The 21,899-nt window shown below is 45.2% G+C and carries 38 protein-coding genes; 35 read left to right on the forward strand and 3 right to left on the reverse strand.

Annotated elements, in window-relative coordinates:
* Genes rpsC through CELL2_RS06775 form a run of 27 tightly spaced genes read left to right on the forward strand, consistent with a single transcriptional unit; the run spans position 1 to position 14,715 of the window.
* Positions 1-630 carry a 30S ribosomal protein S3 gene (rpsC, locus tag CELL2_RS06645; protein ID WP_011943788.1) on the forward strand — a complete coding sequence of 210 codons (630 nt, stop codon included), beginning with the start codon at positions 1-3 and terminating at the stop codon, positions 628-630.
* A gap of 14 nt (positions 631-644) precedes the next feature.
* A complete protein-coding gene (gene rplP, locus CELL2_RS06650; protein WP_039446227.1) occupies positions 645-1,073 on the forward strand; it encodes a 50S ribosomal protein L16 in 429 nt (142 codons plus the stop codon).
* On the forward strand, positions 1,070-1,270 hold the full coding sequence (gene rpmC, locus CELL2_RS06655; protein WP_004081820.1) for a 50S ribosomal protein L29: 201 nt from the start codon (positions 1,070-1,072) through the stop codon (positions 1,268-1,270). The genes rplP and rpmC overlap by 4 nt, the downstream gene beginning before the upstream one ends.
* A gap of 4 nt (positions 1,271-1,274) precedes the next feature.
* Complete coding sequence (rpsQ, locus tag CELL2_RS06660) at positions 1,275-1,598, forward strand: 30S ribosomal protein S17 (RefSeq protein ID WP_008195006.1); 324 nt, start codon at positions 1,275-1,277, stop codon at positions 1,596-1,598.
* On the forward strand, positions 1,595-1,963 hold the full coding sequence (gene rplN / locus CELL2_RS06665; RefSeq protein ID WP_011943790.1) for a 50S ribosomal protein L14: 369 nt from the start codon (positions 1,595-1,597) through the stop codon (positions 1,961-1,963). Before rpsQ ends, rplN begins: the two co-directional genes overlap by 4 nt.
* Positions 1,964-1,975: 12 nt before the next feature.
* On the forward strand, positions 1,976-2,293 hold the full coding sequence (gene rplX, locus CELL2_RS06670; RefSeq protein WP_011943791.1) for a 50S ribosomal protein L24: 318 nt from the start codon (positions 1,976-1,978) through the stop codon (positions 2,291-2,293).
* 13 nt (positions 2,294-2,306) lie between these two features.
* Complete coding sequence (rplE, locus tag CELL2_RS06675) at positions 2,307-2,861, forward strand: 50S ribosomal protein L5 (RefSeq protein ID WP_008195012.1); 555 nt, start codon at positions 2,307-2,309, stop codon at positions 2,859-2,861.
* A gap of 14 nt (positions 2,862-2,875) precedes the next feature.
* A complete protein-coding gene (locus tag CELL2_RS06680; RefSeq protein ID WP_008195018.1) occupies positions 2,876-3,061 on the forward strand; it encodes a type Z 30S ribosomal protein S14 in 186 nt (61 codons plus the stop codon).
* A gap of 15 nt (positions 3,062-3,076) precedes the next feature.
* A complete protein-coding gene (rpsH, locus tag CELL2_RS06685; protein WP_008195021.1) occupies positions 3,077-3,481 on the forward strand; it encodes a 30S ribosomal protein S8 in 405 nt (134 codons plus the stop codon).
* Between the two features lie 13 nt (positions 3,482-3,494).
* Positions 3,495-4,049 (forward strand): 50S ribosomal protein L6, encoded by a 555-nt coding sequence (gene rplF / locus CELL2_RS06690; protein ID WP_011943793.1) that lies wholly within the window; start codon positions 3,495-3,497, stop codon positions 4,047-4,049.
* 14 nt (positions 4,050-4,063) lie between these two features.
* Positions 4,064-4,432 carry a 50S ribosomal protein L18 gene (gene rplR, locus CELL2_RS06695; protein ID WP_004081803.1) on the forward strand — a complete coding sequence of 123 codons (369 nt, stop codon included), beginning with the start codon at positions 4,064-4,066 and terminating at the stop codon, positions 4,430-4,432.
* A 32-nt stretch (positions 4,433-4,464) separates the two neighbouring features.
* A complete protein-coding gene (gene rpsE / locus CELL2_RS06700; RefSeq protein WP_038034562.1) occupies positions 4,465-4,983 on the forward strand; it encodes a 30S ribosomal protein S5 in 519 nt (172 codons plus the stop codon).
* Positions 4,976-5,179 carry a 50S ribosomal protein L30 gene (gene rpmD, locus CELL2_RS06705; protein ID WP_011943795.1) on the forward strand — a complete coding sequence of 68 codons (204 nt, stop codon included), beginning with the start codon at positions 4,976-4,978 and terminating at the stop codon, positions 5,177-5,179. The genes rpsE and rpmD overlap by 8 nt, the downstream gene beginning before the upstream one ends.
* Entirely contained in the window at positions 5,176-5,619 is a 444-nt protein-coding gene (rplO, locus tag CELL2_RS06710; RefSeq protein ID WP_011943796.1) for a 50S ribosomal protein L15, read from the forward strand. Before rpmD ends, rplO begins: the two co-directional genes overlap by 4 nt.
* A gap of 1 nt (position 5,620) precedes the next feature.
* Entirely contained in the window at positions 5,621-6,916 is a 1,296-nt protein-coding gene (secY, locus tag CELL2_RS06715; protein ID WP_038034541.1) for a preprotein translocase subunit SecY, read from the forward strand.
* Positions 6,913-7,575, forward strand: a complete 663-nt coding sequence (locus CELL2_RS06720; RefSeq protein ID WP_038034538.1) for an adenylate kinase — start codon at positions 6,913-6,915, stop codon at positions 7,573-7,575. The genes secY and CELL2_RS06720 overlap by 4 nt, the downstream gene beginning before the upstream one ends.
* On the forward strand, positions 7,572-8,324 hold the full coding sequence (map, locus tag CELL2_RS06725; RefSeq protein ID WP_029683675.1) for a type I methionyl aminopeptidase: 753 nt from the start codon (positions 7,572-7,574) through the stop codon (positions 8,322-8,324). Before CELL2_RS06720 ends, map begins: the two co-directional genes overlap by 4 nt.
* Before the next feature lies 1 nt (position 8,325).
* The gene (infA, locus tag CELL2_RS06730) at positions 8,326-8,550 is read left to right on the forward strand and encodes a translation initiation factor IF-1 (RefSeq protein WP_004081789.1); all 225 of its coding nucleotides are present in this window, start codon (positions 8,326-8,328) and stop codon (positions 8,548-8,550) included.
* Between the two features lie 17 nt (positions 8,551-8,567).
* Complete coding sequence (gene rpmJ, locus CELL2_RS06735) at positions 8,568-8,684, forward strand: 50S ribosomal protein L36 (protein ID WP_004081787.1); 117 nt, start codon at positions 8,568-8,570, stop codon at positions 8,682-8,684.
* Between the two features lie 15 nt (positions 8,685-8,699).
* Complete coding sequence (gene rpsM, locus CELL2_RS06740) at positions 8,700-9,077, forward strand: 30S ribosomal protein S13 (RefSeq protein ID WP_004081785.1); 378 nt, start codon at positions 8,700-8,702, stop codon at positions 9,075-9,077.
* Between the two features lie 18 nt (positions 9,078-9,095).
* A complete protein-coding gene (gene rpsK / locus CELL2_RS06745) occupies positions 9,096-9,488 on the forward strand; it encodes a 30S ribosomal protein S11 (protein ID WP_011943800.1) in 393 nt (130 codons plus the stop codon).
* A 12-nt stretch (positions 9,489-9,500) separates the two neighbouring features.
* Entirely contained in the window at positions 9,501-10,130 is a 630-nt protein-coding gene (rpsD, locus tag CELL2_RS06750; RefSeq protein WP_011943801.1) for a 30S ribosomal protein S4, read from the forward strand.
* Between the two features lie 5 nt (positions 10,131-10,135).
* Complete coding sequence (locus CELL2_RS06755; protein WP_038034536.1) at positions 10,136-11,146, forward strand: DNA-directed RNA polymerase subunit alpha; 1,011 nt, start codon at positions 10,136-10,138, stop codon at positions 11,144-11,146.
* Between the two features lie 3 nt (positions 11,147-11,149).
* A complete protein-coding gene (gene rplQ / locus CELL2_RS06760; protein ID WP_011943803.1) occupies positions 11,150-11,545 on the forward strand; it encodes a 50S ribosomal protein L17 in 396 nt (131 codons plus the stop codon).
* Between the two features lie 54 nt (positions 11,546-11,599).
* Entirely contained in the window at positions 11,600-12,883 is a 1,284-nt protein-coding gene (rho, locus tag CELL2_RS06765) for a transcription termination factor Rho (protein ID WP_039446228.1), read from the forward strand.
* A gap of 16 nt (positions 12,884-12,899) precedes the next feature.
* Positions 12,900-13,844 carry an ROK family protein gene (locus tag CELL2_RS06770; RefSeq protein WP_011943805.1) on the forward strand — a complete coding sequence of 315 codons (945 nt, stop codon included), beginning with the start codon at positions 12,900-12,902 and terminating at the stop codon, positions 13,842-13,844.
* 4 nt (positions 13,845-13,848) lie between these two features.
* Positions 13,849-14,715 carry a DegV family protein gene (locus CELL2_RS06775; protein ID WP_008195052.1) on the forward strand — a complete coding sequence of 289 codons (867 nt, stop codon included), beginning with the start codon at positions 13,849-13,851 and terminating at the stop codon, positions 14,713-14,715.
* Here CELL2_RS06775 and CELL2_RS06780 read toward each other — a convergent pair.
* The 3 genes from CELL2_RS06780 to yihA form a co-directional block, all read right to left on the reverse strand.
* Positions 14,651-15,157, reverse strand: coding sequence for a DUF5317 domain-containing protein (locus CELL2_RS06780; protein ID WP_038034534.1), 507 nt, complete (start codon positions 15,155-15,157; stop codon positions 14,651-14,653). The two genes, CELL2_RS06775 and CELL2_RS06780, sit on opposite strands and share 65 nt — an antisense overlap.
* On the reverse strand, positions 15,154-16,440 hold the full coding sequence (locus tag CELL2_RS06785) for an HD-GYP domain-containing protein (RefSeq protein ID WP_369699336.1): 1,287 nt from the start codon (positions 16,438-16,440) through the stop codon (positions 15,154-15,156). Before CELL2_RS06785 ends, CELL2_RS06780 begins: the two co-directional genes overlap by 4 nt.
* 294 nt (positions 16,441-16,734) lie before the next feature.
* The gene (gene yihA, locus CELL2_RS06790; protein ID WP_038034533.1) at positions 16,735-17,322 is read right to left on the reverse strand and encodes a ribosome biogenesis GTP-binding protein YihA/YsxC; all 588 of its coding nucleotides are present in this window, start codon (positions 17,320-17,322) and stop codon (positions 16,735-16,737) included.
* A gap of 49 nt (positions 17,323-17,371) precedes the next feature.
* Between yihA and cobO the strand changes: the two genes are divergently transcribed.
* From cobO to CELL2_RS06830, 8 genes are read left to right on the forward strand one after another with little or no spacing between them, the layout of a single operon-like run.
* The gene (cobO, locus tag CELL2_RS06795; RefSeq protein WP_008195060.1) at positions 17,372-17,884 is read left to right on the forward strand and encodes a cob(I)yrinic acid a,c-diamide adenosyltransferase; all 513 of its coding nucleotides are present in this window, start codon (positions 17,372-17,374) and stop codon (positions 17,882-17,884) included.
* 11 nt (positions 17,885-17,895) lie between these two features.
* Positions 17,896-18,753 carry a pseudouridine-5'-phosphate glycosidase gene (psuG, locus tag CELL2_RS06800; protein ID WP_038034532.1) on the forward strand — a complete coding sequence of 286 codons (858 nt, stop codon included), beginning with the start codon at positions 17,896-17,898 and terminating at the stop codon, positions 18,751-18,753.
* A 53-nt stretch (positions 18,754-18,806) separates the two neighbouring features.
* Positions 18,807-18,941 (forward strand): 50S ribosomal protein L34, encoded by a 135-nt coding sequence (gene rpmH, locus CELL2_RS06805; RefSeq protein WP_004081758.1) that lies wholly within the window; start codon positions 18,807-18,809, stop codon positions 18,939-18,941.
* Positions 18,938-19,291, forward strand: coding sequence for a ribonuclease P protein component (gene rnpA, locus CELL2_RS06810; RefSeq protein ID WP_008195067.1), 354 nt, complete (start codon positions 18,938-18,940; stop codon positions 19,289-19,291). Before rpmH ends, rnpA begins: the two co-directional genes overlap by 4 nt.
* On the forward strand, positions 19,288-19,533 hold the full coding sequence (gene yidD, locus CELL2_RS06815; RefSeq protein ID WP_004081754.1) for a membrane protein insertion efficiency factor YidD: 246 nt from the start codon (positions 19,288-19,290) through the stop codon (positions 19,531-19,533). The genes rnpA and yidD overlap by 4 nt, the downstream gene beginning before the upstream one ends.
* A complete protein-coding gene (yidC, locus tag CELL2_RS06820; RefSeq protein ID WP_081501989.1) occupies positions 19,524-20,861 on the forward strand; it encodes a membrane protein insertase YidC in 1,338 nt (445 codons plus the stop codon). The genes yidD and yidC overlap by 10 nt, the downstream gene beginning before the upstream one ends.
* A gap of 11 nt (positions 20,862-20,872) precedes the next feature.
* Entirely contained in the window at positions 20,873-21,538 is a 666-nt protein-coding gene (jag, locus tag CELL2_RS06825; protein ID WP_038034530.1) for an RNA-binding cell elongation regulator Jag/EloR, read from the forward strand.
* Positions 21,516-21,860, forward strand: a complete 345-nt coding sequence (locus CELL2_RS06830; protein WP_008195073.1) for a cupin domain-containing protein — start codon at positions 21,516-21,518, stop codon at positions 21,858-21,860. The genes jag and CELL2_RS06830 overlap by 23 nt, the downstream gene beginning before the upstream one ends.
* Positions 21,861-21,899: the final 39 nt, after the last annotated feature.

A 21,899-nucleotide genomic window follows, 5' to 3' on the forward strand; every position in this document is an offset into this window, starting at 1 on the left:
GTGGGTCAGAAAGTGCATCCCCGCGGCTTCAGGTTGGGTCTGAGTGCCGACTGGCAAGCAAAATGGTTCAACGAAAAGAATTACAAAGAGTGGCTCCTCGAGGATGAAGAGATAAGAAAGTTCATAAAGAACAGGTATTACCATGCTGGGATTAGCGAGATATACGTAGAAAGACCTGACGCTGAAAGGATCAACATAACCGTGAAAACAGCAAGACCTGGAATCATCATAGGAAGGAAAGGTGCGGAGATAACGAGTTTGAGAGAGGAGCTGGAGAGGAAGTTCAACAGAAGGGTTGTTATTAATATTGAAGAGATAAAAACGCCCGAACTCGATGCACAGCTTGTTGCCGAGTCTATAGCTTCCCGTATAGAAAAGAGGGCATCTTACAAAGTGGCAATGAAGAGAGCAATAATGAACGCCATGAGAAAGGGTGCACAGGGAATAAAAGTGATGGTCGCTGGAAGGCTCGGTGGAGCTGAGATCGCCAGAAGAGAATGGTACCTCAGAGGAAGACTGCCTCTTCAGAAATTGAAGGCGATCATAGATTATGGAACGGCCACTGCGTGGACCAAGTACGGTACTATCGGCATCAAAGTGTGGATCTACAAAGGAGATGCTGATATCTAAGGGAGGTAATTGCCATGTTGATGCCAAGAAGGGTCAAATACAGAAAACAACAAAGAGGAAGAATGAAAGGAAAAGCCAAGAGAGGAACATTTGTTCAGTTCGGTGAATGGGGTCTCAAAGCACTCGAACCAGCTTGGATCACAGCCCAGCAGATAGAAGCTTGCCGAATTGCCATGCTGAGGGCTATGAAAAGATCCGGAAAGATCTGGATAAGAATATTCCCTGACAAACCTTACACGAAAAAACCACCTGAATCCAGGATGGGAAAAGGTAAGGGTAACGTTGAAGGATGGGTCGCCGTTGTGAAACCCGGGAAGATTCTCTTTGAAGTGGCGGGAGTCGATGAGGAAACAGCCCATGAAGCTCTCAGGTACGCTGCGAGTAAACTTCCCATAGCTACTAAGGTAGTTCCCCGTCACCATATTGGGGGTGAGGCAGTATGAAGGCTTCCGAACTCAGGAATTACACAGATGAAGAATTGAAGAATCTTCTCGAAGAAAAGAAGAGACAGCTCATGGAACTCAGATTCCAACTTGCAATGGGACAGCTGAAGAATACTTCTCTCATAAAGCTCACTAAAAGAGACATCGCAAGAATAAAGACCATTCTTAGAGAGAGGGAGTTAGGCATAAGGAGGTGAAAATATGCCCAGGAAACGTTTGACTGGAATAGTTGTGAGCGATAAAATGGACAAGACAGTAGTTGTTGCCGTGGAAAAGCTCGTTCAGCACCCGATTTACAAAAAATACGTGAAAAGGACGAAAAAATATCACGCACACGATGAAAGGAACGAATGTAAAATAGGAGATGTTGTTGAAATAGAAGAGACAAGGCCTCTCAGCAAAACTAAGAGATGGAGAGTCGTCAGGATCATTCAAAGGTTTGAACCCGAAAGAGTACTGAAAGAAGAAGAGGACATTCAGGAAGAAATAGAAGCAGTCGAGGGCAAGGGAGGGGTTGAATCATGATACAGCAAGAGACCTACCTCAATGTGGCTGATAACTCCGGTGCCAAAAAGCTCAGAGTTATAAGGGTTATCGGTGGGTTTCATAAAAAGTACGGAACGGTTGGAGATATAGTCGTGTGTTCAGTCAGAGAAGCCATCCCAAATTCTGATGTGAAAAAGGGAGACGTGGTCAGAGCAGTTATCGTGAGAACAAAGAAGGAAATCAGAAGGAGTGATGGTACTTACATCAGATTCGATGACAACGCGGCTGTTCTCATTGACAAGTTCAACGCTCCCAGAGGTACCAGAATCTTTGGACCGGTTGCGAGGGAACTCAGAGAAAAAGGTTTCATGAAAATAGTATCCCTCGCACCAGAAGTTTGGTGAGGTGATACGGAGATGAGGATAAAAAAGGGTGATCTCGTCGAAGTAATTTCTGGAAAAGACAAGGGAAAAAGGGGAAAAGTACTCAGAGTGATTCCAAAGGAAAACAAAGTCATCGTTGAAAATGTGAACATGGTGAAAAGGCACCAGAGACCTATTCCCCAGCTTCGTGAGGGTGGAATCATAGAGAGAGAAGCGCCAATTTACGCATCCAAAGTCATGGTTGTCTGTCCTGCTTGTGATAAGAGAACAAGGGTTGGCTACAGGTTCACCGAAGATGGAAAAAAGGTAAGATACTGCAAGAAGTGTGGTGAGATCATTGACAAAGATTGAGGGAGGAATCGGTATGAGATATGAATACGTTCCTCTGAAAGATCAGTACGAAAAGGAAATAGTACCCGCTTTGATGAAAGAGTTCAACTACAAAAACATCCATCAGGTTCCAAAGTTGGTCAAAATCGTTATAAACATGGGAATTGGCGAAGGTTCCAGAAACTACGACCTCATAGAACGACACGCGAACGAGCTCGCAAAAATTACAGGGCAGAAACCAATCGTTACAAGGGCGAGGAAGAGTATTTCCAACTTCAAGATAAGGAAGGGAATGCCGATAGGTTTGAAAGTAACCCTCAGAGGAGCAAGGATGTACAATTTTCTCTACAAACTCATAAACATCGTGCTGCCCAAGGTGAGGGACTTCAGGGGACTCGATCCCAATTCCTTTGACGGAAGAGGGAATTACTCCTTTGGTCTTTCAGAACAGCTGGTTTTCCCTGAACTGAGTCCGGATGAAGTCAGAAGAATACAAGGAATGGACATCACCATCGTCACAACTGCAAAGACAGATCAGGAAGCCAGAAGGCTTCTTGAGCTCTTTGGCATGCCTTTCAAGAGAGGATAACGGAGGTGAGATGAATGGCCAAGAAGGCGATGATAGAAAGATGGAAGAAACCGAAGAAGTACAAGGTTCGTGAGTACACAAGGTGCCACATCTGTGGACGCCCGAGAGCGGTGTACAGAGAATTCGGACTCTGCAGGGTTTGTTTCAGGAAGCTTGCTCTGGAAGGAAAGCTCCCCGGAGTTCGGAAGGCAAGCTGGTAAGGGAGGGATGGTACTGTGTGGAGCGATCCAATTGCCGACATGCTAACAAGAATCAGAAATGCCAATATGGTTTTCAAAGAATATACGGATATACCTGCTTCTAACCTCAAGAAGAAGATCTGCGAGATCCTGAAAAGAGAAGGATTCATAGCGGACTACAAATACATCGAGGATGGAAAGCAGGGAATACTGAGGGTTTACCTCAAATACAAAGGCGGAAGGAAGAACAGAGAAAGAGTCATTCACGGTATCGTCAGAGTGTCTCACTCAGGTAGGAGAATTTACGTTGACAAGGATCATATTCCAAAAGTGAAAAACGGTCTTGGAATAGCCATACTCACTACTTCGAAGGGCGTTCTAACAGATAAAGAAGCTCGTCAGCTTGGAGTCGGCGGAGAAGTAATCGCTTACGTCTGGTGAGGAGGTGTTTTGAATGTCTCGACTCGCGAAAAAGCCCATAGTCTTACCACAGGGTGTTACGGTTGAAATAAAAGACAACGTTGTTAAGGTGAAGGGACCCAAGGGAGAACTCAGTCAGGAATTTCTCCCTTACGTGAAAATAGAAGTTGAAGGTAATGAAGTCTGGGTAAGACCCAACGAGAATCAGATTATAAGAAAATCTGACTGGAGAAAGATAAAGATGTTCCAGGGAACTTACTGGTCCCTCATCAGAAATATGGTTGTTGGTGTAACAGAAGGCTACAAGAAAGAGCTGGAAATCGTAGGAATCGGTTACAGGGCTCAGCTTCAGGGGAATACAGTAGTGATGAACCTTGGTTACGCTCATCCCGTTGTTTACGAGATACCCTCTGATGTGAAAATTGAAGTTCCTGCACCGAACAGGATAGTTGTTTCTGGCATCGATAAACAGAGGGTTGGACAGGTTGCCGCTGAGATCAGAGCGTTCAGACCACCAAATGTCTACACCGGAAAGGGAATCAGGTATGTTGGTGAAGTGGTGAGACAGAAAGAAGGTAAGAAAGCATAAAGGGGGTAGCTGAAATGATAAAGAAGGAGTCAAAAAAAGAGCAGCGACTCAGAAGGCACAGAAGAGTTAGGAAAAAGGTGTTTGGAACTCCCGAAAGACCAAGGCTCTGTGTTTTCAGAAGCAATAAACACATATACGCACAGATCATAGATGACACTATAGGCCACACTCTTGTTTCCGCTTCTACTCTCGACCCCGAGCTGAGGGAAAAGCTTCAGAAAACGTGGAACGTAGAGGCAGCCAAAGAAGTAGGGCTTCTCATAGGAAAAAGGGCTCTCGAAAAGGGAATAAAGAAGGTCGTGTTCGATAGAGGCGGATACAAGTACCACGGTAGGGTTAAGGCACTGGCGGATGGTGCCAGAGAAGCTGGACTCGAATTCTGAAGGAGGGTGGTACTGTGGAAACACAGGGAGTTATGAAAGAAATACAGTATGAAGAATTCGAAGAGAAGATAATAGAAATAAGGAGAACCTCCAAAGTCACAAAGGGTGGTAAGAATCTGAGCTTCAGAGTTGTTGCAATAGTTGGAAACAAAAACGGTAAAGTGGGACTGGGAATAGGAAAGGCAAGAGAGGTTCCTGAAGCGATCAGAAAGGCCATATCTGCTGCAAAGAGAAATATCATAGAGGTTCCTGTAATCAACGGAACCATACCGCACGAAATCATAGGAAGACAGGACGCTTCCAAAGTGCTTCTGAGACCAGCAGCGCCAGGTACAGGTATCATCGCAGGTGGTACTGTCCGAGCAGTTGTTGAACTCGCGGGTATTCAGAACATACTCACAAAATCGCTCGGGTCCACCAATCCTTTGAACCTCGCTCTTGCAACAATGAACGGTCTGAAGAATCTCCTGGATCCAAGAAAAGTTGCAAAACTCAGGGATATCTCAGTCGAAGAAGTGTTCAAAGGTGTGAGGAGGGAGGACAATGCCTAAGAAGCTGAAGATAAAACTGGTCAAGAGTCCCATCGGTTATTCCTGGGATCAAAAGGATACGGTGAAGAGGCTTGGACTCAGGAAGCTCAACCAGATAGTCGTAAAGGATGACCTACCACAGATCAGAGGTATGATCAGAAAGGTGAGGCATCTGGTGGAAGTAGAGGAGATTGAGGAAGGGGGTAGCAACGCATGAGGCTTGAAGATCTGAGGCCAACTCCCGGGGCAATGAAAAAGAGGAAAAGAGTCGGTAGGGGTCCCGGATCTGGGCACGGAAAAACCAGTGGAAGGGGACACAAAGGACAGAAAGCCAGAGGAAGCGGAAAGGTTCACATCTGGTTTGAGGGTGGACAGACGCCTCTGCACAGAAGACTCCCCAAGAGAGGATTCAACAACATAAACAAAAAGGTTTATGCGGTTGTTAATGTCAAAGTTCTCGAAGAAAGGTTCGAAGCCAACGAAGAAGTAACTCCTGAAAAACTCATCGAAAGAAAGATCATAAAAGATCTGAAAGATGGGATAAAGATCCTCGGAGACGGAGAACTCACCAAGCCACTGGTAGTCAAAGCACACGCTTTCAGTAAGAGCGCTGTAGAAAAGATAGAAAGTGCTGGTGGTAAGGCTGAGGTGATATGAAATGTGGCAAGCTTTTAAAAACGCTTTTAAAATACCAGAGCTTCGTGACAGGATTATTTTCACACTCCTTGCTTTGATCGTTTTCAGGATGGGGATTTACATCCCCGTTCCTGGATTGAATCTGGAAGCGTGGGGGGAAATCTTCAGAAGAATAGCGGAAACCGCTGGTGTCGCTGGAATTCTGAGCTTCTACGATGTGTTCACTGGAGGAGCTCTCAGTCAGTTCTCTGTTTTCACCATGAGTGTCACTCCCTACATAACCGCATCGATCATCCTTCAGCTTCTGGCATCCGTTATGCCTTCACTCAAGGAGATGCTCAGAGAGGGTGAAGAGGGAAGAAGGAAGTTTGCGAAATACACAAGGCGTCTCACACTCTTGATAGGTGGTTTTCAGGCTTTCTTTGTTTCCTTTTCCCTTGCAAGATCGAACCCGGACATGATAGCTCCCGGTGTTAATGTGCTTCAGTTCACCGTTCTCTCCACCATGTCCATGCTTGCGGGAACCATGTTTCTGCTCTGGCTCGGTGAAAGGATCACAGAAAAGGGTATAGGAAACGGTATCTCGATCCTGATCTTCGCAGGAATAGTGGCAAGGTACCCAAGCTACATCAGACAGGCGTATCTCGGCGGTCTGAATCTCCTGGAATGGATCTTTCTCATAGCTGTTGCTCTCATCACGATATTCGGGATCATACTCGTTCAGCAGGCGGAAAGAAGGGTTACTATCCAGTACGCAAGAAGGGTTACGGGAAGGAGAGTGTATGGAGGAGCCAGCACGTATCTTCCTATAAAGGTGAACCAGGGTGGTGTGATCCCCATCATCTTTGCGAGTGCCATAGTTTCAATACCCTCTGCGATCGCTTCAATAACGAACAACGAGACTCTTAAAAGTCTCTTCAGAGCAGGAGGATTTCTCTACCTTCTCATCTATGGATTGCTGGTTTTCTTCTTCACTTACTTTTACAGCGTTGTGATATTCGATCCTAGAGAGATTTCCGAAAACATCCAGAAGTATGGGGGTTACATTCCCGGTTTGAGACCTGGAAGATCAACGGAGCAGTACCTCCACAGAGTTCTGAACAGAGTGACGTTTATCGGAGGGGTCTTCCTCGTAGTTATAGCCCTTCTTCCCTACCTGATACAGGGAGCCATAAAGGTGAACGTCTGGATTGGAGGCACTTCCGCTTTGATCGCTGTGGGAGTCGCTCTTGACATCATTCAACAGATGGAAACCCATATGGTGATGAGACACTACGAAGGATTCATCAAAAAGGGTAGAATAAGGGGGAGAAGATGATGGCGTACCTCGTCTTTCTGGGACCTCCGGGTGCGGGAAAAGGAACCTACGCAAAGAGATTACAGGAAATAACAGGTATTCCACATATATCCACTGGTGACATCTTCAGGGACATTGTAAAGAAAGAGAACGACGAACTTGGGAAGAAGATAAAAGAGATCATGGAAAGAGGAGAACTCGTTCCGGATGAACTCGTGAACGAGGTTGTGAAAAGAAGACTCTCAGAAAAAGATTGTGAAAGAGGATTCATACTGGATGGTTATCCAAGAACTGTTGCTCAGGCAGAATTCCTCGACGACTTTTTGAAAACTCAAAACAAAGAGCTCACGGCTGCTGTACTCTTTGAAGTTCCTGAAGAAGTGGTTGTTCAGAGGCTCACAGCCAGAAGGATCTGTCCAAAATGTGGAAGAATTTACAATTTGATTTCACTTCCTCCAAAAGAGGATGAACTGTGCGATGATTGTAAAGTGAAGCTCGTTCAGAGAGAAGACGACAAAGAGGAAACAGTGAGACACAGGTACAAGGTTTATCTCGAAAAGACACAGCCGGTGATTGATTACTACGATAAAAAGGGCATTCTCAAACGAGTGGATGGTACCATAGGAATAGACAACGTGATTGCTGAAGTGTTAAAGATAGTAGGGTGGAGTGATAAATGATAAGAATAAAGACACCCTCTGAGATCGAGAAGATGAAAAAAGCCGGAAAAGCGGTCGCAGTAGCTTTGAGGGAAGTTGAAAGAGTGATCGTTCCGGGGAAAACCGCATGGGACGTTGAAGTTCTTGTTCTGGAGATCTTCAAAAAACTCAGAGTCAAGCCGGCTTTCAAGGGATACGGTGGTTACAAGTACGCAACGTGTGTTTCCGTGAATGAGGAAGTGGTGCACGGTCTTCCCCTCAAGGAGAAGGTTTTCAAAGAAGGAGACATAGTCTCTGTGGATGTTGGAGCGGTGTATCAGGGACTTTACGGTGATGCGGCCGTTACATACATAGTTGGAGAAACCGATGAAAGAGGAAAAGAGCTGGTGAGAGTAACAAGAGAGGCACTGGAAAAAGCTATAAAAATGATAAAACCCGGCATCAGACTTGGAGATGTTTCGCACTGCATTCAAGAAACAGTTGAATCGGCAGGTTTCAACGTGATCAGGGATTATGTGGGTCATGGAGTGGGGAGAGAACTCCACGAAGATCCTCAAATTCCAAATTACGGAACACCCGGAACGGGTGTGATATTAAGAAAGGGTATGACACTGGCCATAGAACCCATGGTGAGTGAAGGAGATTGGAGAGTTGTTGTGAAAGAAGACGGATGGACAGCCGTTACAGTGGACGGTTCCAGATGCGCTCATTTTGAACACACGATTCTGATAACAGAAAATGGGGTGGAGATATTGACCAAGGAGGGATGAAATGGGAAAGGAAGATGTCATCCGGATGGAAGGGACCATAATAGAGGCTTTACCTAACGCTATGTTTAGAGTAGAATTAGACAATGGGCACAAAGTGCTCGCCCACGTTTCTGGCAGGATGAGGAAAAATTTTATAAGACTGGTTCCTGGAGATCGGGTTATTGTTGAACTCTCTGTGTACGATCTCACTCGAGGGCGAATCGTTTATAGAAAAAAACCAGAGTAACGAAAGGAGTGAGGAGAATGAAGGTTCAGGCTTCTGTGAAGAAGAGATGTGAACACTGCAAAATAATCAGAAGGAAGAAGAGAGTCTATGTTATCTGTAAGGTTAATCCAAAACACAATCAGAAGCAAGGTTAAGGAGGAGGGAAATGAATGGCTCGTATCGTAGGTGTTGAGCTTCCAAACAACAAAAAGGTCTGGGTGGCGCTGACCTACATCTATGGAATTGGAAGGAGCAGATCCTTTGAAATTTTGAAAAACACTGGTATAGATCCGGAAAAGAGAGTGGGAGACCTCACCGATGAGGAGATCAGCAAGATCACCAAGTACATCCAGGATCATTTCAAGGTAGAAGGAGAACTCAGAAGCGAGGTTGAAAGAAACATCAGACGACTCATAGAGATAGGGTGTTACAGAGGTATCAGACACAAACTTGGGCTCCCCGTTAGAGGTCAAAAGACCCGATCAAACGCAAGGACAAGAAAAGGACCCAGACCGAGCAGAATAAAGACCAAAAAGAAGTCTTCATAATGTAAAGGAGGGAATTGAATGGCAAGAAAGAGAGGCAGCTCTTCAAGGAAACAGAAGAAAGTTGGCTTCGATTACGGAGTGGTGCATATAAAATCCACTTTCAACAACACCATAATTACTCTCACTGACAAAGATGGAAATACACTCACCTGGGCCAGCGGAGGAACGGTGGGATTCGAGGGAACAAGGAAGGGAACACCCTACGCTGCTCAGCTGGCAGCCGATAAAGTGGCAAGAGAAGCTCTCAGAATGGGCATCAAAAAAGTCGATATTCTTGTGAAGGGACCTGGCCCGGGAAGAGAACCTGCGATAAGAACGCTTCAGGGCGCCGGTCTTGAAATCAACCAGATAAAGGATGTTACTCCTATTCCGTTCAACGGCTGCAGACCCAAGAAGAGAAGAAGAGTGTGAGGAGGGAACGAAATGGCGAGATATACAGGACCTCTTTGCAAGCTTTGCAGAAGAGAGGGAATGAAACTCTATCTTAAAGGAGAAAGGTGTTACACCGATAAGTGTGCTTTTGACAGAAGACCTTACGCACCGGGTCAGCACGGTCAGAGAAGAGCCAAGCTCACGCAGTACGGTATACAGCTCAGAGCAAAGCAAACCGTCAAAAGAATCTACGGCATACTTGAAAGACAGTTCGAAAGGTACGTGGAAAAAGCTATGCAGAAGGCAGGAGACACTCGAGAGAACTTGATCCAGATACTTGAAGCCAGACTGGACAACGTCGTGTACAGAATGGGATTCGCTATAAACAGAAGACAGGCAAGACAGCTGGTTAATCACGGACATTTCCTCGTGAATGGAAAGAAAGTGAATATACCGAGTTATCTTCTGAAGCCGAACGATGTAGTTGAATTGAGAGAAAAAAGCAGAGACCTCGAAGTGATCAAAAAGGCTGTAGAAGCCAACAAAGAAAGAAGCGTTGTACCCTGGATAGAAGTCGACTACGACAACTACAGAGGCACTTTCCTGAGATATCCGAGCCTTGAGGAAGTTACCGATCTTCCAGTCGATCTTCAGACAGTTATCGAATTCTACTCGAGGTGATGTGAATGATAGAGTTTGTGATACCGAAAAAATTAAAGGTGGAGGAAGAACGAGAGGAAAAGGACTATTATTATGCAAGATTTTCGCTTTCTCCGCTTGAAAGAGGATATGCCATCACGATAGGAAACGCATTGAGGAGAGTTCTTCTCTCCTCCATACCTTCTCTCGCAATCATTGGAGTGAGATTCATAAAGCCAGAAAAGTACCATGAATACGATTACATTGAAGGAGTAAAAGAAGACATACTGGATATAATCCTGAACTTGAAGAAAGTTCAGTTTCGGGTCAACGTGACTGTGAAAGGTACAATAAAGATGGAGGTAGAAAAGAAGGGACCGGGCGAACTTGTCGCGGGTGATATAAAGACACCGGCTGGTATCGAAGTGGCGAATCCGGATCTACACATCGCCACCTTGAATTCTAAAGCAGATCTTTTCTTCGAAGTCTACGCAGAAGTGGGAAAGGGATTCGTTCCCGTGTCTGAGAGGGAAGAAAGACCTGACGTGGGATGGATTCCAATAGATGGAGTTTTCAGCCCTGTGATCAAAGTGAACTTTCTGACGGAAAACGTTCGTGTTGGAAAGAGGACGGATTACGACAAGCTCATTCTTGAAATCTGGACGAAGAAATCGATAAGACCTGAAGAGGCCCTCAGAAAGGCTGCGGACATCCTGATAAATCATTTCAAAATCGTGACGGAGGGTCTGCCTGAACTGAAGATCTCCGAGGAATACATCATCACATCCGAGGAAGAAGAAGCAGAAATTCCCGCCGTTGATCATGAAGAAGAAAACAGGGAGAATCTGGATGTTTACAACAGAAAGATAGATGAACTCGAGCTTTCGGTCAGATCTCTCAACTGTTTGAAGAGAGCTAAAATAGAAACGATCGGAGATCTTCTCAGCAAAACAGAGGAAGAGCTTTTGAAGATAAAGAATTTTGGTCAGAAATCTCTCGATGAGGTCAAGGAGAAATTGAAAGAAAAATTCGGTCTTGAGCTCAGGAAGGGGGAATGAAAGATGAGACATAGAGTGAAGAGGCACAGACTTGGAAGATATGGTAGCCACAGAAAAAGTCTCTTGAGAAACCTTTCAAGAGAAATCGTTGAACACGGTTCGATAGTTACCACAACAGCAAAAGCAAAAGCTCTGAAGATATTAATGGATAAACTTGTCAGCAAGGCCATAGAAGCCGCCACAACTGATGATAAAGCCAAAAGCGTTCATCTGAGGAGGCAGATAAACGCTGTGCTTGGAGACAGACGATTGACAAACAAACTTGTGGATGAAATAGCGAAGAACTACGTTGGGAGACACGGAGGCTATGTGAGGGTTCTGAGGATAGGTTTCAGAAGAGGAGATGCCGCTGAGATGTCGCTCGTTCAGCTTGTGGAGGCATCCAGTCAGGAAGGCTGATGCCTCCTTTTTCTTTCCCTCCCTTGTTGCCTTCCATCAGTAGGAGGTGAAAAATTGACAGAGGAACAGAAAGGCATTAGCATATCAGAGCTGGAATCCATGAACATAAAACAGCTCTACGAGATAGCAAAATCCCTGGGTATTCCTCGATACACTTCTATACGAAAAAGAGACTTGATTTTTGCCATTTTGAAAGCCCAAACCGAATCCACCGGTTATTTTTTCGGTGAAGGTGTACTGGAAATTCATCCTGAAGGTTTTGGTTTTTTGAGAAGGCTCGAGGACAACCTTCTTCCAAGCAACGATGATATATACATATCCCCTTCTCAGATAAGGAAATTCAACCTGAACACGGGAGATATAATTTCCGGGGTTATAAGGAAACCGAAAGAAGGCGAAAAGTACTTCGCCATGATAAAAATCGAAGCGATAAATTATCGACCAGTCGAAGCGGTCAACGACAGAGTAAACTTTGACAACTTGACTCCGGATTACCCCAGAGAACGCTTCATCCTTGAAACCAACCCAAAGATATATTCCACCAGATTAATAGATCTTTTCGCTCCTATTGGGAAGGGACAAAGAGGAATGATCGTGGCACCTCCAAAAGCCGGTAAAACGACTATCCTCAAAGAAATAGCGAACGGTATCGCTGAAAACCACCCGGATACCATAAGAATAATCTTACTGATCGATGAAAGACCGGAAGAGGTTACGGATATAAAAGAGTCAACGAATGCAATCGTCATAGCGGCTCCCTTTGACATGCCCCCAGACAAACAGGTAAAGGTCGCCGAGCTCACCCTGGAAATGGCAAAGAGACTGGTGGAATTCAATTACGATGTTGTTATACTCCTTGACAGTCTGACAAGACTTGCTCGAGTGTACAACATAGTAGTTCCTCCCAGCGGAAAACTTCTAACGGGAGGTGTGGATCCAGCCGCCCTTTACAAACCCAAGAGATTCTTTGGAGCGGCGAGAAACACCCGTGAAGGTGGAAGCCTCACGATCATCGCTACCGCTCTTGTGGAAACGGGTTCGAAGATGGACGAGGTCATATTCGAGGAATTCAAAGGAACAGGTAACATGGAGCTGGTTCTCTCAAGACAGCTGGCGAACAAGAGAATCTTCCCAGCCATAAATCTTTTGCTTTCCGGAACAAGAAGGGAAGAGCTGTTGCTCGATGAAGAGACTCTCAAGAAGGTTTGGCTCTTACGAAGGATGCTCTCTGCAATGACGGAAGAAGAAGGTTTGACGCTCATACTGAACAAACTTTCCGAAACTTCTTCAAACGAAGAATTTCTGAAATTGATAGACAAGGAAAAAGCAAGATACTGAGCAGGAGGTGCCGAAGTTGAAGCTCATAGGAGTTGATCTTGGAGGAACTACCTTCTCGGTAGGACTCGTGAGTGAAGATGGAAAAATACTGAAGAAAGTAACTCGGGATACTCTCGTAGAGAACGGAAAAGAAGATGTGATAAGAAGAATCGCCGAAGCGATTCTGGAGGTGGCTGATGGAGAAGAAACGCCTTACGTTGGCATTGGATCTCCAGGTTCGATAGATAGAGAGAATGGGATTGTCAGATTCTCCCCTAATTTTCCGGACTGGCACAACGTTCCACTAACTGATGAGCTGGCAAAGAGAACTGGGAAGAAAGTTTTTCTTGAAAACGATGCGAACGCGTTTGTCCTTGGAGAGAAGTGGTTCGGAGCCGGAAGAGGATACGATCACATAGTGGCTCTGACACTTGGAACTGGCATTGGCGGAGGAGTTGTCACTCACGGACACCTCCTCACGGGAAGGGATGGAATAGGAGCGGAACTCGGGCATGTTGTCGTCGAACCCAATGGCCCCATGTGCAACTGCGGTACAAGGGGTTGTCTTGAAGCTGTGTCATCCGCAACGGCGATAAGGAGATTTCTCAGAGAAGGCTACAAGAAATATCACGACTCTCTGGTTTACAAACTCGCGGGTTCACCCGAAAAGGCAGACGCCAAGCACCTTTTTGACGCCGCAAGACAGGGAGACAGATTCGCTCTGATGATAAGAGACAGGGTGGTGGATGCCCTGGCACGAGCCGTAGCGGGCTACATACACATATTCAACCCGGAGATAGTGATCATAGGTGGAGGAATTTCAAGAGCGGGAGAGATTCTGTTTGGTCCCCTGAGAGAGAAAGTGGTGGATTACATCATGCCATCCTTTGTGGGAACCTACGAAATAGTGGCGAGCCCTCTCGTCGAAGACGCCGGAATCCTCGGAGCGGCTTCCATAATAAAGGAGAGGATAGGGGGGTGAACTGATGAAGGTAAAGATTCTCGTTGACAGCACAGCCGATGTTCCTTTTTCCTGGATGGAAAAATACGATATGGACAGCATTCCACTGTACGTGGTGTGGGAAGACGGAAGATCCGAGCCTGACGAAAGAAAGCCGGAAGAGATAATGAACTTTTACAAGAGAATAAGAGAGGCAGGCAGTGTGCCAAAAACTTCCCAACCGAGTGTGGAGGATTTCAAGAAGAGATATCTGAAGTACAAAGAAGAGGGTTACGATGCTGTTCTGGTTCTCACTTTATCGTCGAAGCTTTCCGGAACTTACAATTCCGCCGTTCTCGCATCCAAGGAAGTGGACATACCCGTTTACGTTGTGGATACCCTTCTTGCTTCGGGTGCGATACCCCTTCCAGCTCGTGTGGCTCGTGAAATGCTCGAAAATGGTGCCACCATCGAGGAAGTACTGAAAAAACTCGATGAGAGAATGAAGAACAAAGACTTCAAAGCGATCTTCTATGTTTCAGATTTCGACTACCTTGTCAAGGGAGGAAGGGTGTCGAAGTTCCAGGGATTCGTGGGAAATCTTCTCAAGATAAGGGTGTGTCTTCACATAGAGAACGGAGAACTCATCCCTTACAGAAAGGTCAGAGGAGACAAAAAGGCGATAGAAGCCCTCATAGAAAAACTACGTGAGGATACTCCTGAAGGCTCGAAGTTGAGAGTGATAGGTGTTCACGCCGACAACGAGGCCGGAGTCGTGGAGCTTTTGAACGCTCTCAGAAGAAGTTACGAGGTTGTCGACGAAATCATATCACCGATGGGAAAGGTGATCACGACTCATGTGGGGCCCGGGACGGTTGGGTTTGGAATCGAGGTTTTAGAACGAAAAAGATGAAAACACCGATGAACACAAGTATGTCTCCCACACTTATAACGAACTTTCTTCCCCACGGAAGATAAACGGGTATGTAGTCTGCTAAGAGAGTTTTCCAGGAAAATTCAGTGAATGCGATGTGTTTGAAATCGAGATCCAAATTGAGAAGTTTAAGGGTGGGCTCCCATACCGGCATCTTTCCACCGTTGACGCTCATGGTGAAGCCGTTCAGAATGGCACCGGCTGCCATCAGTTTGAAACCGGGAATATCTCTGTTCCAGATAAAGAAAAGAAAGAGCATCACAAACGATAGGGGAACGAGAATTTCCTTCCATGGAAGAAGCTGAAGCACGAAAGGAATGGCAAATAGATAGAGCCCTCTGTAGTTGTATTTCAAAACGTTTTTGATGTTTCCCGTCAGAGTCGAAAGAAGCAAAGCTATGAGAAAAACATCTATCATCATGATTTTTCTTCCTCCTTTTCTTTTTCGAGGATCTCAAAGAGCAGATCGACGAGTCTGGGATCGAGAACGGTTCCCTTCATGTTTTTCATCATGATTTCCTTTGCCTCTTCGTGACTGAGTGCTTTTCTGTAGGGTCGATCACTTGTGAGCGCTTCGTACACATCGGCAACGGATATTATCCTGGAAGGCAGAGGGATCTCTTCTCCTCTCAGACCATCGGGGTATCCTTTTCCGTCCCATCTTTCATGGTGGTGTCTAACCCATTTGCTTTCTCTGTTGTTGAATATGTCAACTTCCCTCAGTATGTCTTCGCCCATGATGGGGTGGTTCTTCACTATCGACATTTCTTCTTTTGAAAGGATGGTGGGTTTCTTCAGAATGTGGTCCGGAATCCCTATTTTTCCTATGTCGTGCAGGAAAGCGGCGTTGTAGATTCTCTCAACCATCTTCGGTGAAAATCCAAGTCTTTTGGCCATTTTCTTTGCGAGTTCTGCCACTCTTTCGCTGTGACCGCGGGTGTATTCATCTTTTTCTTCAAGACTCTTTGTAAGGAGTTTCAGGTGTTCCAGTTTTGCTTCGTAGTACTTGTATCTGTAGTAGTTTCCTACCTGAATAGAAAGAACGGCTGCAAGAGATACGGGGATGGCTATGAATCCGATGTACTGATAGAGAATGTAGATGACGGCTATGACCGGTATCATGAGAGCCATGCTCGTGACAGGACCGTATAGAACCTTAGAAGCGGTCTCACGGATATCACCTTTGGTGAGGATGTAAACTCCAAAAAACACGAAGATGTTGTTGATGAGAAAGTAGACAACAGTACTCAACAGAATAGCGAGGATGTTCTGAAAGGTGTTTGTTCCAGATAGCCGGTGGAAGAGGAAGCTTGTTACGTAAGTGGTCACAGCCAGCTGAGAGAAATTGAAAATATAACGACTGACAGGATAACGTTCTCCGAAGAAGAGTTTTATTATCTTAAAAGTAATAGCCGATGATGCTGCCACAAGGGAAGCCTCCAGTGGATTCAAAAGCGCTGCCGTGAAGATGTTTACAATGAAAACAGCAGAAGTTTCCACTTTTCCACCTGTAAACTCAAAAGTTTTTGTTCTAGCAATATCGAAGAATACACTGGTGAGAAAAAGTATCAAAACGAAACCAAAACCATGCCAATTGTCTGTATAATCGCTGAACACAAAGATCAGAAAGAAATAGAATGCGAGTATGGATAAAGAATAAATTAGAAATGATTTTTCTGAATTTTCATTTTTTCTTCTGATCAAGGGTCGTCACTCCTTTCAGGATCAAGAAAGCGGAGAACCACGAGGGCAGGGGTGTAACTAGCAATTGTCAATATAGCGATTATATCAATTACCAGATTTGATTAGCCCCAACAACTGCCATCAGTGCTCCGAGCAGACTCCCGAGGACGAGGACTATTTTCATGAGCTTTCTCATGGCTTCCCCCCCTTTCACTGCTTTATCTCAGAGCTTCGCTCGTTACCGGATCTTCGCTGACCACATCTCGTGTCTCTCCGCTCAAACTTTTATCCCCCCTGCCCTCACAACATATTTTATCAATTTTCTTTCAGTAGTGTTGATATCAAATCCAGAAGTTCACTTATTCCTTCTCCGGTAACTGAGGAAGTTGGTATAATCGTGTACTCTCCGTACCTTGAGAACTCCTTCTGGTGTTCTTCAAGCTTTTTTGCCCTCTCTGACATCTTCACTTTATCCATCTTGGTGAGAACGATGGTGAACGGAATGTTCAGGCTTTTCATCCACTCTATCATCATGAAGTCGCTGTCCTGAGGTGGGATCCTTCCATCCACAAGGAGAAAGACCATCTGAAGTGACCATCTGTTTTTGAAGTAGTCCTCCACGAGTCGCTTCCAGAGCATTCGTTCTTTCTTGGAAACTTTCGCGTACCCATACCCCGGAAGATCCACGAAGTAGTATTTTGAGTTGACAAGATAGAAATTTATCGATCTCGTCTTTCCGGGAGTTTTGCTCACAAAAGCGACCTTTCTGTTGAACAGCGCATTGAGAAGAGAAGATTTACCCACGTTCGATCTTCCAACGAAAGCGACCTCACCTTTCAAGGGAGGAGGATAGTCACCTGGAGTTCTGGCTATTTTAACCAGTTCTACATCTCTGATAATCATATTTTCTCACCCTTTTTCATGCTAACATACGAGTAAGGAGGGATGCAAGTTGAAGGGATACATCCACGTTTACACGGGCAACGGAAAAGGAAAGACAACGGCAGCGCTCGGACTCGCAACAAGAGCAGCGTGTGCAGGCTTGAAGGTGTTCTTTGGACAGTTTCTGAAGGGAAGAGAAACTTCTGAGCTCAAAATAAGCGAATTCCTCCCAAACTTTGAAATCGTTCAGTATGGAACACCTGAGTTCATCGTGGGAAATCCTTCGGAAGAACAGATAAAAAAGGCAAAAGGCGGTCTTGCCGATGCGAAAGAAAGGCTCGTCTCTGAAAAATACGATGTGGTTGTACTGGACGAACTCTGTGTGGCCATGCATCTTGGACTTTTCTCAAAGGAGGAGATAGAAGATCTTCTGAACGTCAAGCCAGAAAATGTGGAGCTCGTGATAACGGGAAGATACGCTCCTGAGTGGTTGATAGAGAAGGCCGATCTTGTCACAGAAATGAAAGAGGTAAAACATTACTACCAGAAGGGAGTTGTAGCAAGGAAGGGAATCGAGTATTAGGAGGTGTTCCTGTGATCATAGAAAGTAGGATAGAAAAAGGAAAGCCCGTTGTAGGAATGGAAACCACAGTGTTTGTTCATGGACTGCCCAGAAAGGAAGCCATAGAGTTGTTCAGAAGGGCGAAAGAGATATCTAGAGAAAAAGGGTTCCAGCTTGCGGTTATAGGCATCCTGAAGGGAAAGATCGTCGCTGGCATGAGTGAAGAAGAACTCGAGGCGATGATGAGAGAAGGCGCCGATAAGGTAGGCACTCGAGAAATTCCCATTGTGGTGGCTGAGGGAAAAAACGCTGCGACTACTGTGAGTGCCACCATCTTTCTCTCCAGACGAATCGGAATAGAGGTCGTTGTAACCGGAGGAACTGGGGGCGTTCATCCCGGACGTGTGGACGTTTCTCAGGATCTCACCGAGATGTCTTCTTCACGCGCTATTCTCGTATCCAGCGGGATAAAGTCTATTCTCGATGTGGAAGCAACTTTCGAGATGCTTGAAACTTTAGAGATTCCTCTGGTTGGTTTCAGAACGGACGAGTTCCCATTGTTTTTCTCGAGGAAAAGCGGCCGAAGGGTTCCAAGGGTAGAAAATGTAGAGGAAGTCCTGAAGATCTACGAAACCATGAAAGAAATAGAACTTGAGAAAACCCTCATGGTGCTGAATCCCGTGCCGGAGGAGTACGAAGTACCGCACGATGAAATAGAACGTCTTCTTGAAAAGATCGAGCTGGAGGTTGAAGGAAAAGAAGTGACTCCTTTTCTTCTCAAAAAGCTCGTGGAGATGACAAACGGAAGAACTCTGAAGGCGAATCTTGCTCTTCTCGAAGAAAACGTGAAACTCGCGGGAGAGATTGCGGTAAAACTCAAACGCTCGTGAGTATGATATACTAATTGAGAGAATAGACACTGTTGAGGAGGAGGTCAAGCAGGATGAAAAGAACGTACCAGCCTTCAAGAAGAAAGAGAAAGAGAACACACGGATTTCTGGCGCGCAAGAGAACACCGGGTGGAAGAAGAGTTCTCAAGAACAGGAGAAGGAAAGGACGCTGGAGACTGACTGTATGACAGAAAGTTTCACCCGCAGAGAACGCCTGAGGCTCAGGAGAGATTTCCTGTTAATATTCAAAGAGGGAGAAAGTCTTCAAAACGAGTACTTTGTGGTTCTTTTCAGGAAAAATGGGCTTGATTATTCCAGATTGGGAATAGTTGTGAAGAGAAAGTTCGGAAAGGCGACCAGAAGAAACAAACTGAAAAGATGGGTAAGGGAGATCTTCAGAAGGAACAAAGGTGTAATTCCAAAGGGTTTTGACATAGTAGTGATTCCCAGAAAAAAACTGTCAGAAGAATTCGAACGAGTGGATTTCTGGACCATACGTGAAAAGCTTTTGAATCTCTTGAAGAGGATAGAAGGATGAAAAAACTGCTTATAATGCTTATAAGGTTTTATCAGAGATACATTTCACCTCTCAAACCTCCAACCTGCAGGTTCACTCCAACCTGTTCGAATTACTTCATACAGGCCCTGGAGAAACATGGGCTCTTGAAGGGGACCTTCCTGGGCCTCAGGCGTATTCTCCGATGCAATCCCCTATCAAAAGGTGGTTACGATCCTGTTCCCGAGGAATTTTCATTCAAACCAAGGAGGCGATGGTCTTGAGAAAAGTTGTAGCAATACTGCTCGCCATACTTCCAATCTTTTTGTTTGCTGTGGAACCGATCAAGGTTGTTCGCTCCGAGAAAGAAATAGTTGTTCTCACCAGGTTCGAGGAGTATCACTTCGATCTGGAAAAGGGCATACTCAAAGACTTTTACACCCTTGTCGATGGTCGAAAGCACGTTTTCACCTATGGAAATGATGGCTTCGATGTACTCGATGAGGGAACACCTCTGACAGTGATAGAAGAACCGATAGTAACCGGTGTGGGAAAAGTATCCGAGGGTTTCTCCGACGAGGTAAGTATCGTATACAACTACGGCTACGTGAAGAAGATTTTCACGATAAAGAACGACGAGAATTATACCTTCTTTGTTGATATAGAAAGCTCAAAACCCGTTGAAGTGACGGTACCCAGAGTATCTGTCGATACCTCCACGGATAGATACCTGGAAAATTACTTCGCGTCCTTCAATCCCGGAACGCGAACACTCGTACTTTTAAAGCATGACGAAGGTCTCCTCTTTGAAGGTACTCTGAAGATAAACGGACAAAAGCGTTTCATCGTTTTCATGGGACCGAACAAGAGAACTCTAATAAAGAAAGCCTTTCCAGAGGATTACGATGTTCTCATAAAAGCTCTTGTGAAGATACCGGGATTCAACAAGTGGTACGATCCTGTGTTTTACGGTCTGGTCTGGTTCTTCTGGTGGCTGAAAGATCTCACGAAGAATTTTGGATGGGCGATTGTGCTCTTTACTCTTATCGTGAGGTTGATACTCTATCCGCTCTACCACGCTCAAACGAAATCTCTCATAAACATGAGAAAGTTACAGCCGCAGATAGAAGCCATCAAGAAGAAGTACAAGGACCCGACGAAACAGCAGGAAGCTCTCCTGAAGCTCTACAGAGAAGCGGGAGTGAATCCGGCTAGCGGCTGTCTCATGCTCCTCATACAGCTACCTATCTTCATGCTTCTGTGGTCGGTCATCAGATACTACGTCGAAGAATTTGCCTACAGCGGAAATTTTCTCATCTGGAAGGATCTCTCCGCGGGTGGTTTTTCCAACAACTGGCTGTTTCTGATAATCACCATAGTGGCGAGTTACTACACAACGCTTCTCACAAGCCAGGATGCGAGAACGGCCTGGCAGGGTATCATCATGTCGGTGATCTTCCCGTTCCTGTTCGTGGGACTTCCAAGCGGACTGTTTCTGTACTATGCAACTAACACTCTGATTCAACTTGCGGTGACTTACTATACCTACAAACGCTACAAGATAAAAGGTCTCACAACGAGAGAACTTCTCGGTCTTCCGAAAAAGGCATGAGGGGGGATTAGATGAAGAAAATTGTGGAAAGGGCTCCTACAGTGGAGGAAGCGGTTGAAAAAGTGGTCAAAAAATACGGTCTCGGAGAAGGAGAGTACACGGCCAACGTGTTGGAAAAAGGATTTCATGGAATATTCGGCCTCTTTTCAAAAGAAGCGGTTGTCGAGGTGCAGATCACCAAAGCTTACTTTGAAAGAAAATTGAAAGAATTTTTAACTGAGATTTTGCAGGTGGTAGATTCAGAAGTCAAAATAACTGTGAAATCTTCTGGAAGGAGTTTCTTTGTTGACGTGGAGAGTGAAAACGTAGGAAGGCTCATAGGTAAACACGGAAAAACCATGGGAGCACTTCAGCATATAGCGATGATCTTCCTCAACAGATTGAGTGATACGAAGCTGAACGTGATTCTGGATATGGGAGATTACAGGGAAAAGCGGAAGAAATCTCTTGAGAAAATAGTGGAAGAGGCTGTCAAAAAGGCTATTTCCGAGAAGACCAAAGTAGTACTGGATCCCATGTTTTCTTTTGAGAGGAAAATTGTTCACAAACTTGTGAGAAAACACAGAGGTGTGATAAGCTACTCAGTCGGTGTAGAACCTTACAGAAGAGTTGTGATAGAGTATTCTGGAACGAGGCGAGAGGGGAGAAGAAAACATGATATTAAAGAAAGCATATGATGTCACTCCCCAGGAAATTTCAACCGATAAGGTACGAGGAGTTCGTAAAAGAGTCCTCATAGGCTTGAAAGACGCTCCAAACTTTGTCATGAGACTTTTCACGGTGGAACCTGGCGGTCTCATCGACAGACACTCTCATCCATGGGAGCACGAGATTTTCGTTTTGAAGGGAAAGCTCACAGTTTTGAAGGAGCAAGGCGAGGAAGCGGTGGAAGAGGGTTTTTACATCTTCGTTGAACCCAATGAAATACACGGCTTCAGGAACGATACAGACTCCGAAGTGGAGTTTCTCTGTTTGATACCTAAGGAAGGCGGAGAGTAATTCTTTTTTAAAATATCCGAAAAGAAAGAGTAGTAAAAT

This window comes from Thermotoga sp. Cell2 (assembly GCF_000789375.1).
Lineage (GTDB): Bacteria > Thermotogota > Thermotogae > Thermotogales > Thermotogaceae > Thermotoga > Thermotoga petrophila.

Excerpts from the sequence above, each read along its gene's own strand:
- rplP (WP_039446227.1), top strand. The coding sequence starts at position 645 with ATGTTGATGCCAAGAAGGGTCAAATACAGAAAACAACAAAGAGGAAGA.
- rpmC (WP_004081820.1), top strand. The coding sequence starts at position 1,070 with ATGAAGGCTTCCGAACTCAGGAATTACACAGATGAAGAATTGAAGAAT.
- rpsQ (WP_008195006.1), top strand. The coding sequence starts at position 1,275 with ATGCCCAGGAAACGTTTGACTGGAATAGTTGTGAGCGATAAAATGGAC.
- rplN (WP_011943790.1), top strand. The coding sequence starts at position 1,595 with ATGATACAGCAAGAGACCTACCTCAATGTGGCTGATAACTCCGGTGCC.
- rplX (WP_011943791.1), top strand. The coding sequence starts at position 1,976 with ATGAGGATAAAAAAGGGTGATCTCGTCGAAGTAATTTCTGGAAAAGAC.
- rplE (WP_008195012.1), top strand. The coding sequence starts at position 2,307 with ATGAGATATGAATACGTTCCTCTGAAAGATCAGTACGAAAAGGAAATA.
- CELL2_RS06680 (WP_008195018.1), top strand. The coding sequence starts at position 2,876 with ATGGCCAAGAAGGCGATGATAGAAAGATGGAAGAAACCGAAGAAGTAC.
- rplF (WP_011943793.1), top strand. The coding sequence starts at position 3,495 with ATGTCTCGACTCGCGAAAAAGCCCATAGTCTTACCACAGGGTGTTACG.
- rplR (WP_004081803.1), top strand. The coding sequence starts at position 4,064 with ATGATAAAGAAGGAGTCAAAAAAAGAGCAGCGACTCAGAAGGCACAGA.
- rpsE (WP_038034562.1), top strand. The coding sequence starts at position 4,465 with ATGAAAGAAATACAGTATGAAGAATTCGAAGAGAAGATAATAGAAATA.
- rpmD (WP_011943795.1), top strand. The coding sequence starts at position 4,976 with ATGCCTAAGAAGCTGAAGATAAAACTGGTCAAGAGTCCCATCGGTTAT.
- rplO (WP_011943796.1), top strand. The coding sequence starts at position 5,176 with ATGAGGCTTGAAGATCTGAGGCCAACTCCCGGGGCAATGAAAAAGAGG.
- secY (WP_038034541.1), top strand. The coding sequence starts at position 5,621 with ATGTGGCAAGCTTTTAAAAACGCTTTTAAAATACCAGAGCTTCGTGAC.
- CELL2_RS06720 (WP_038034538.1), top strand. The coding sequence starts at position 6,913 with ATGATGGCGTACCTCGTCTTTCTGGGACCTCCGGGTGCGGGAAAAGGA.
- map (WP_029683675.1), top strand. The coding sequence starts at position 7,572 with ATGATAAGAATAAAGACACCCTCTGAGATCGAGAAGATGAAAAAAGCC.
- infA (WP_004081789.1), top strand. The coding sequence starts at position 8,326 with ATGGGAAAGGAAGATGTCATCCGGATGGAAGGGACCATAATAGAGGCT.
- rpmJ (WP_004081787.1), top strand. The coding sequence starts at position 8,568 with ATGAAGGTTCAGGCTTCTGTGAAGAAGAGATGTGAACACTGCAAAATA.
- rpsM (WP_004081785.1), top strand. The coding sequence starts at position 8,700 with ATGGCTCGTATCGTAGGTGTTGAGCTTCCAAACAACAAAAAGGTCTGG.
- rpsK (WP_011943800.1), top strand. The coding sequence starts at position 9,096 with ATGGCAAGAAAGAGAGGCAGCTCTTCAAGGAAACAGAAGAAAGTTGGC.
- rpsD (WP_011943801.1), top strand. The coding sequence starts at position 9,501 with ATGGCGAGATATACAGGACCTCTTTGCAAGCTTTGCAGAAGAGAGGGA.
- CELL2_RS06755 (WP_038034536.1), top strand. The coding sequence starts at position 10,136 with ATGATAGAGTTTGTGATACCGAAAAAATTAAAGGTGGAGGAAGAACGA.
- rplQ (WP_011943803.1), top strand. The coding sequence starts at position 11,150 with ATGAGACATAGAGTGAAGAGGCACAGACTTGGAAGATATGGTAGCCAC.
- CELL2_RS06775 (WP_008195052.1), top strand. The coding sequence starts at position 13,849 with ATGAAGGTAAAGATTCTCGTTGACAGCACAGCCGATGTTCCTTTTTCC.
- CELL2_RS06780 (WP_038034534.1), bottom strand. The coding sequence starts at position 15,157 with ATGATGATAGATGTTTTTCTCATAGCTTTGCTTCTTTCGACTCTGACG.
- yihA (WP_038034533.1), bottom strand. The coding sequence starts at position 17,322 with ATGATTATCAGAGATGTAGAACTGGTTAAAATAGCCAGAACTCCAGGT.
- rpmH (WP_004081758.1), top strand. The coding sequence starts at position 18,807 with ATGAAAAGAACGTACCAGCCTTCAAGAAGAAAGAGAAAGAGAACACAC.
- rnpA (WP_008195067.1), top strand. The coding sequence starts at position 18,938 with ATGACAGAAAGTTTCACCCGCAGAGAACGCCTGAGGCTCAGGAGAGAT.
- yidD (WP_004081754.1), top strand. The coding sequence starts at position 19,288 with ATGAAAAAACTGCTTATAATGCTTATAAGGTTTTATCAGAGATACATT.
- yidC (WP_081501989.1), top strand. The coding sequence starts at position 19,524 with ATGGTCTTGAGAAAAGTTGTAGCAATACTGCTCGCCATACTTCCAATC.
- jag (WP_038034530.1), top strand. The coding sequence starts at position 20,873 with ATGAAGAAAATTGTGGAAAGGGCTCCTACAGTGGAGGAAGCGGTTGAA.
- CELL2_RS06830 (WP_008195073.1), top strand. The coding sequence starts at position 21,516 with ATGATATTAAAGAAAGCATATGATGTCACTCCCCAGGAAATTTCAACC.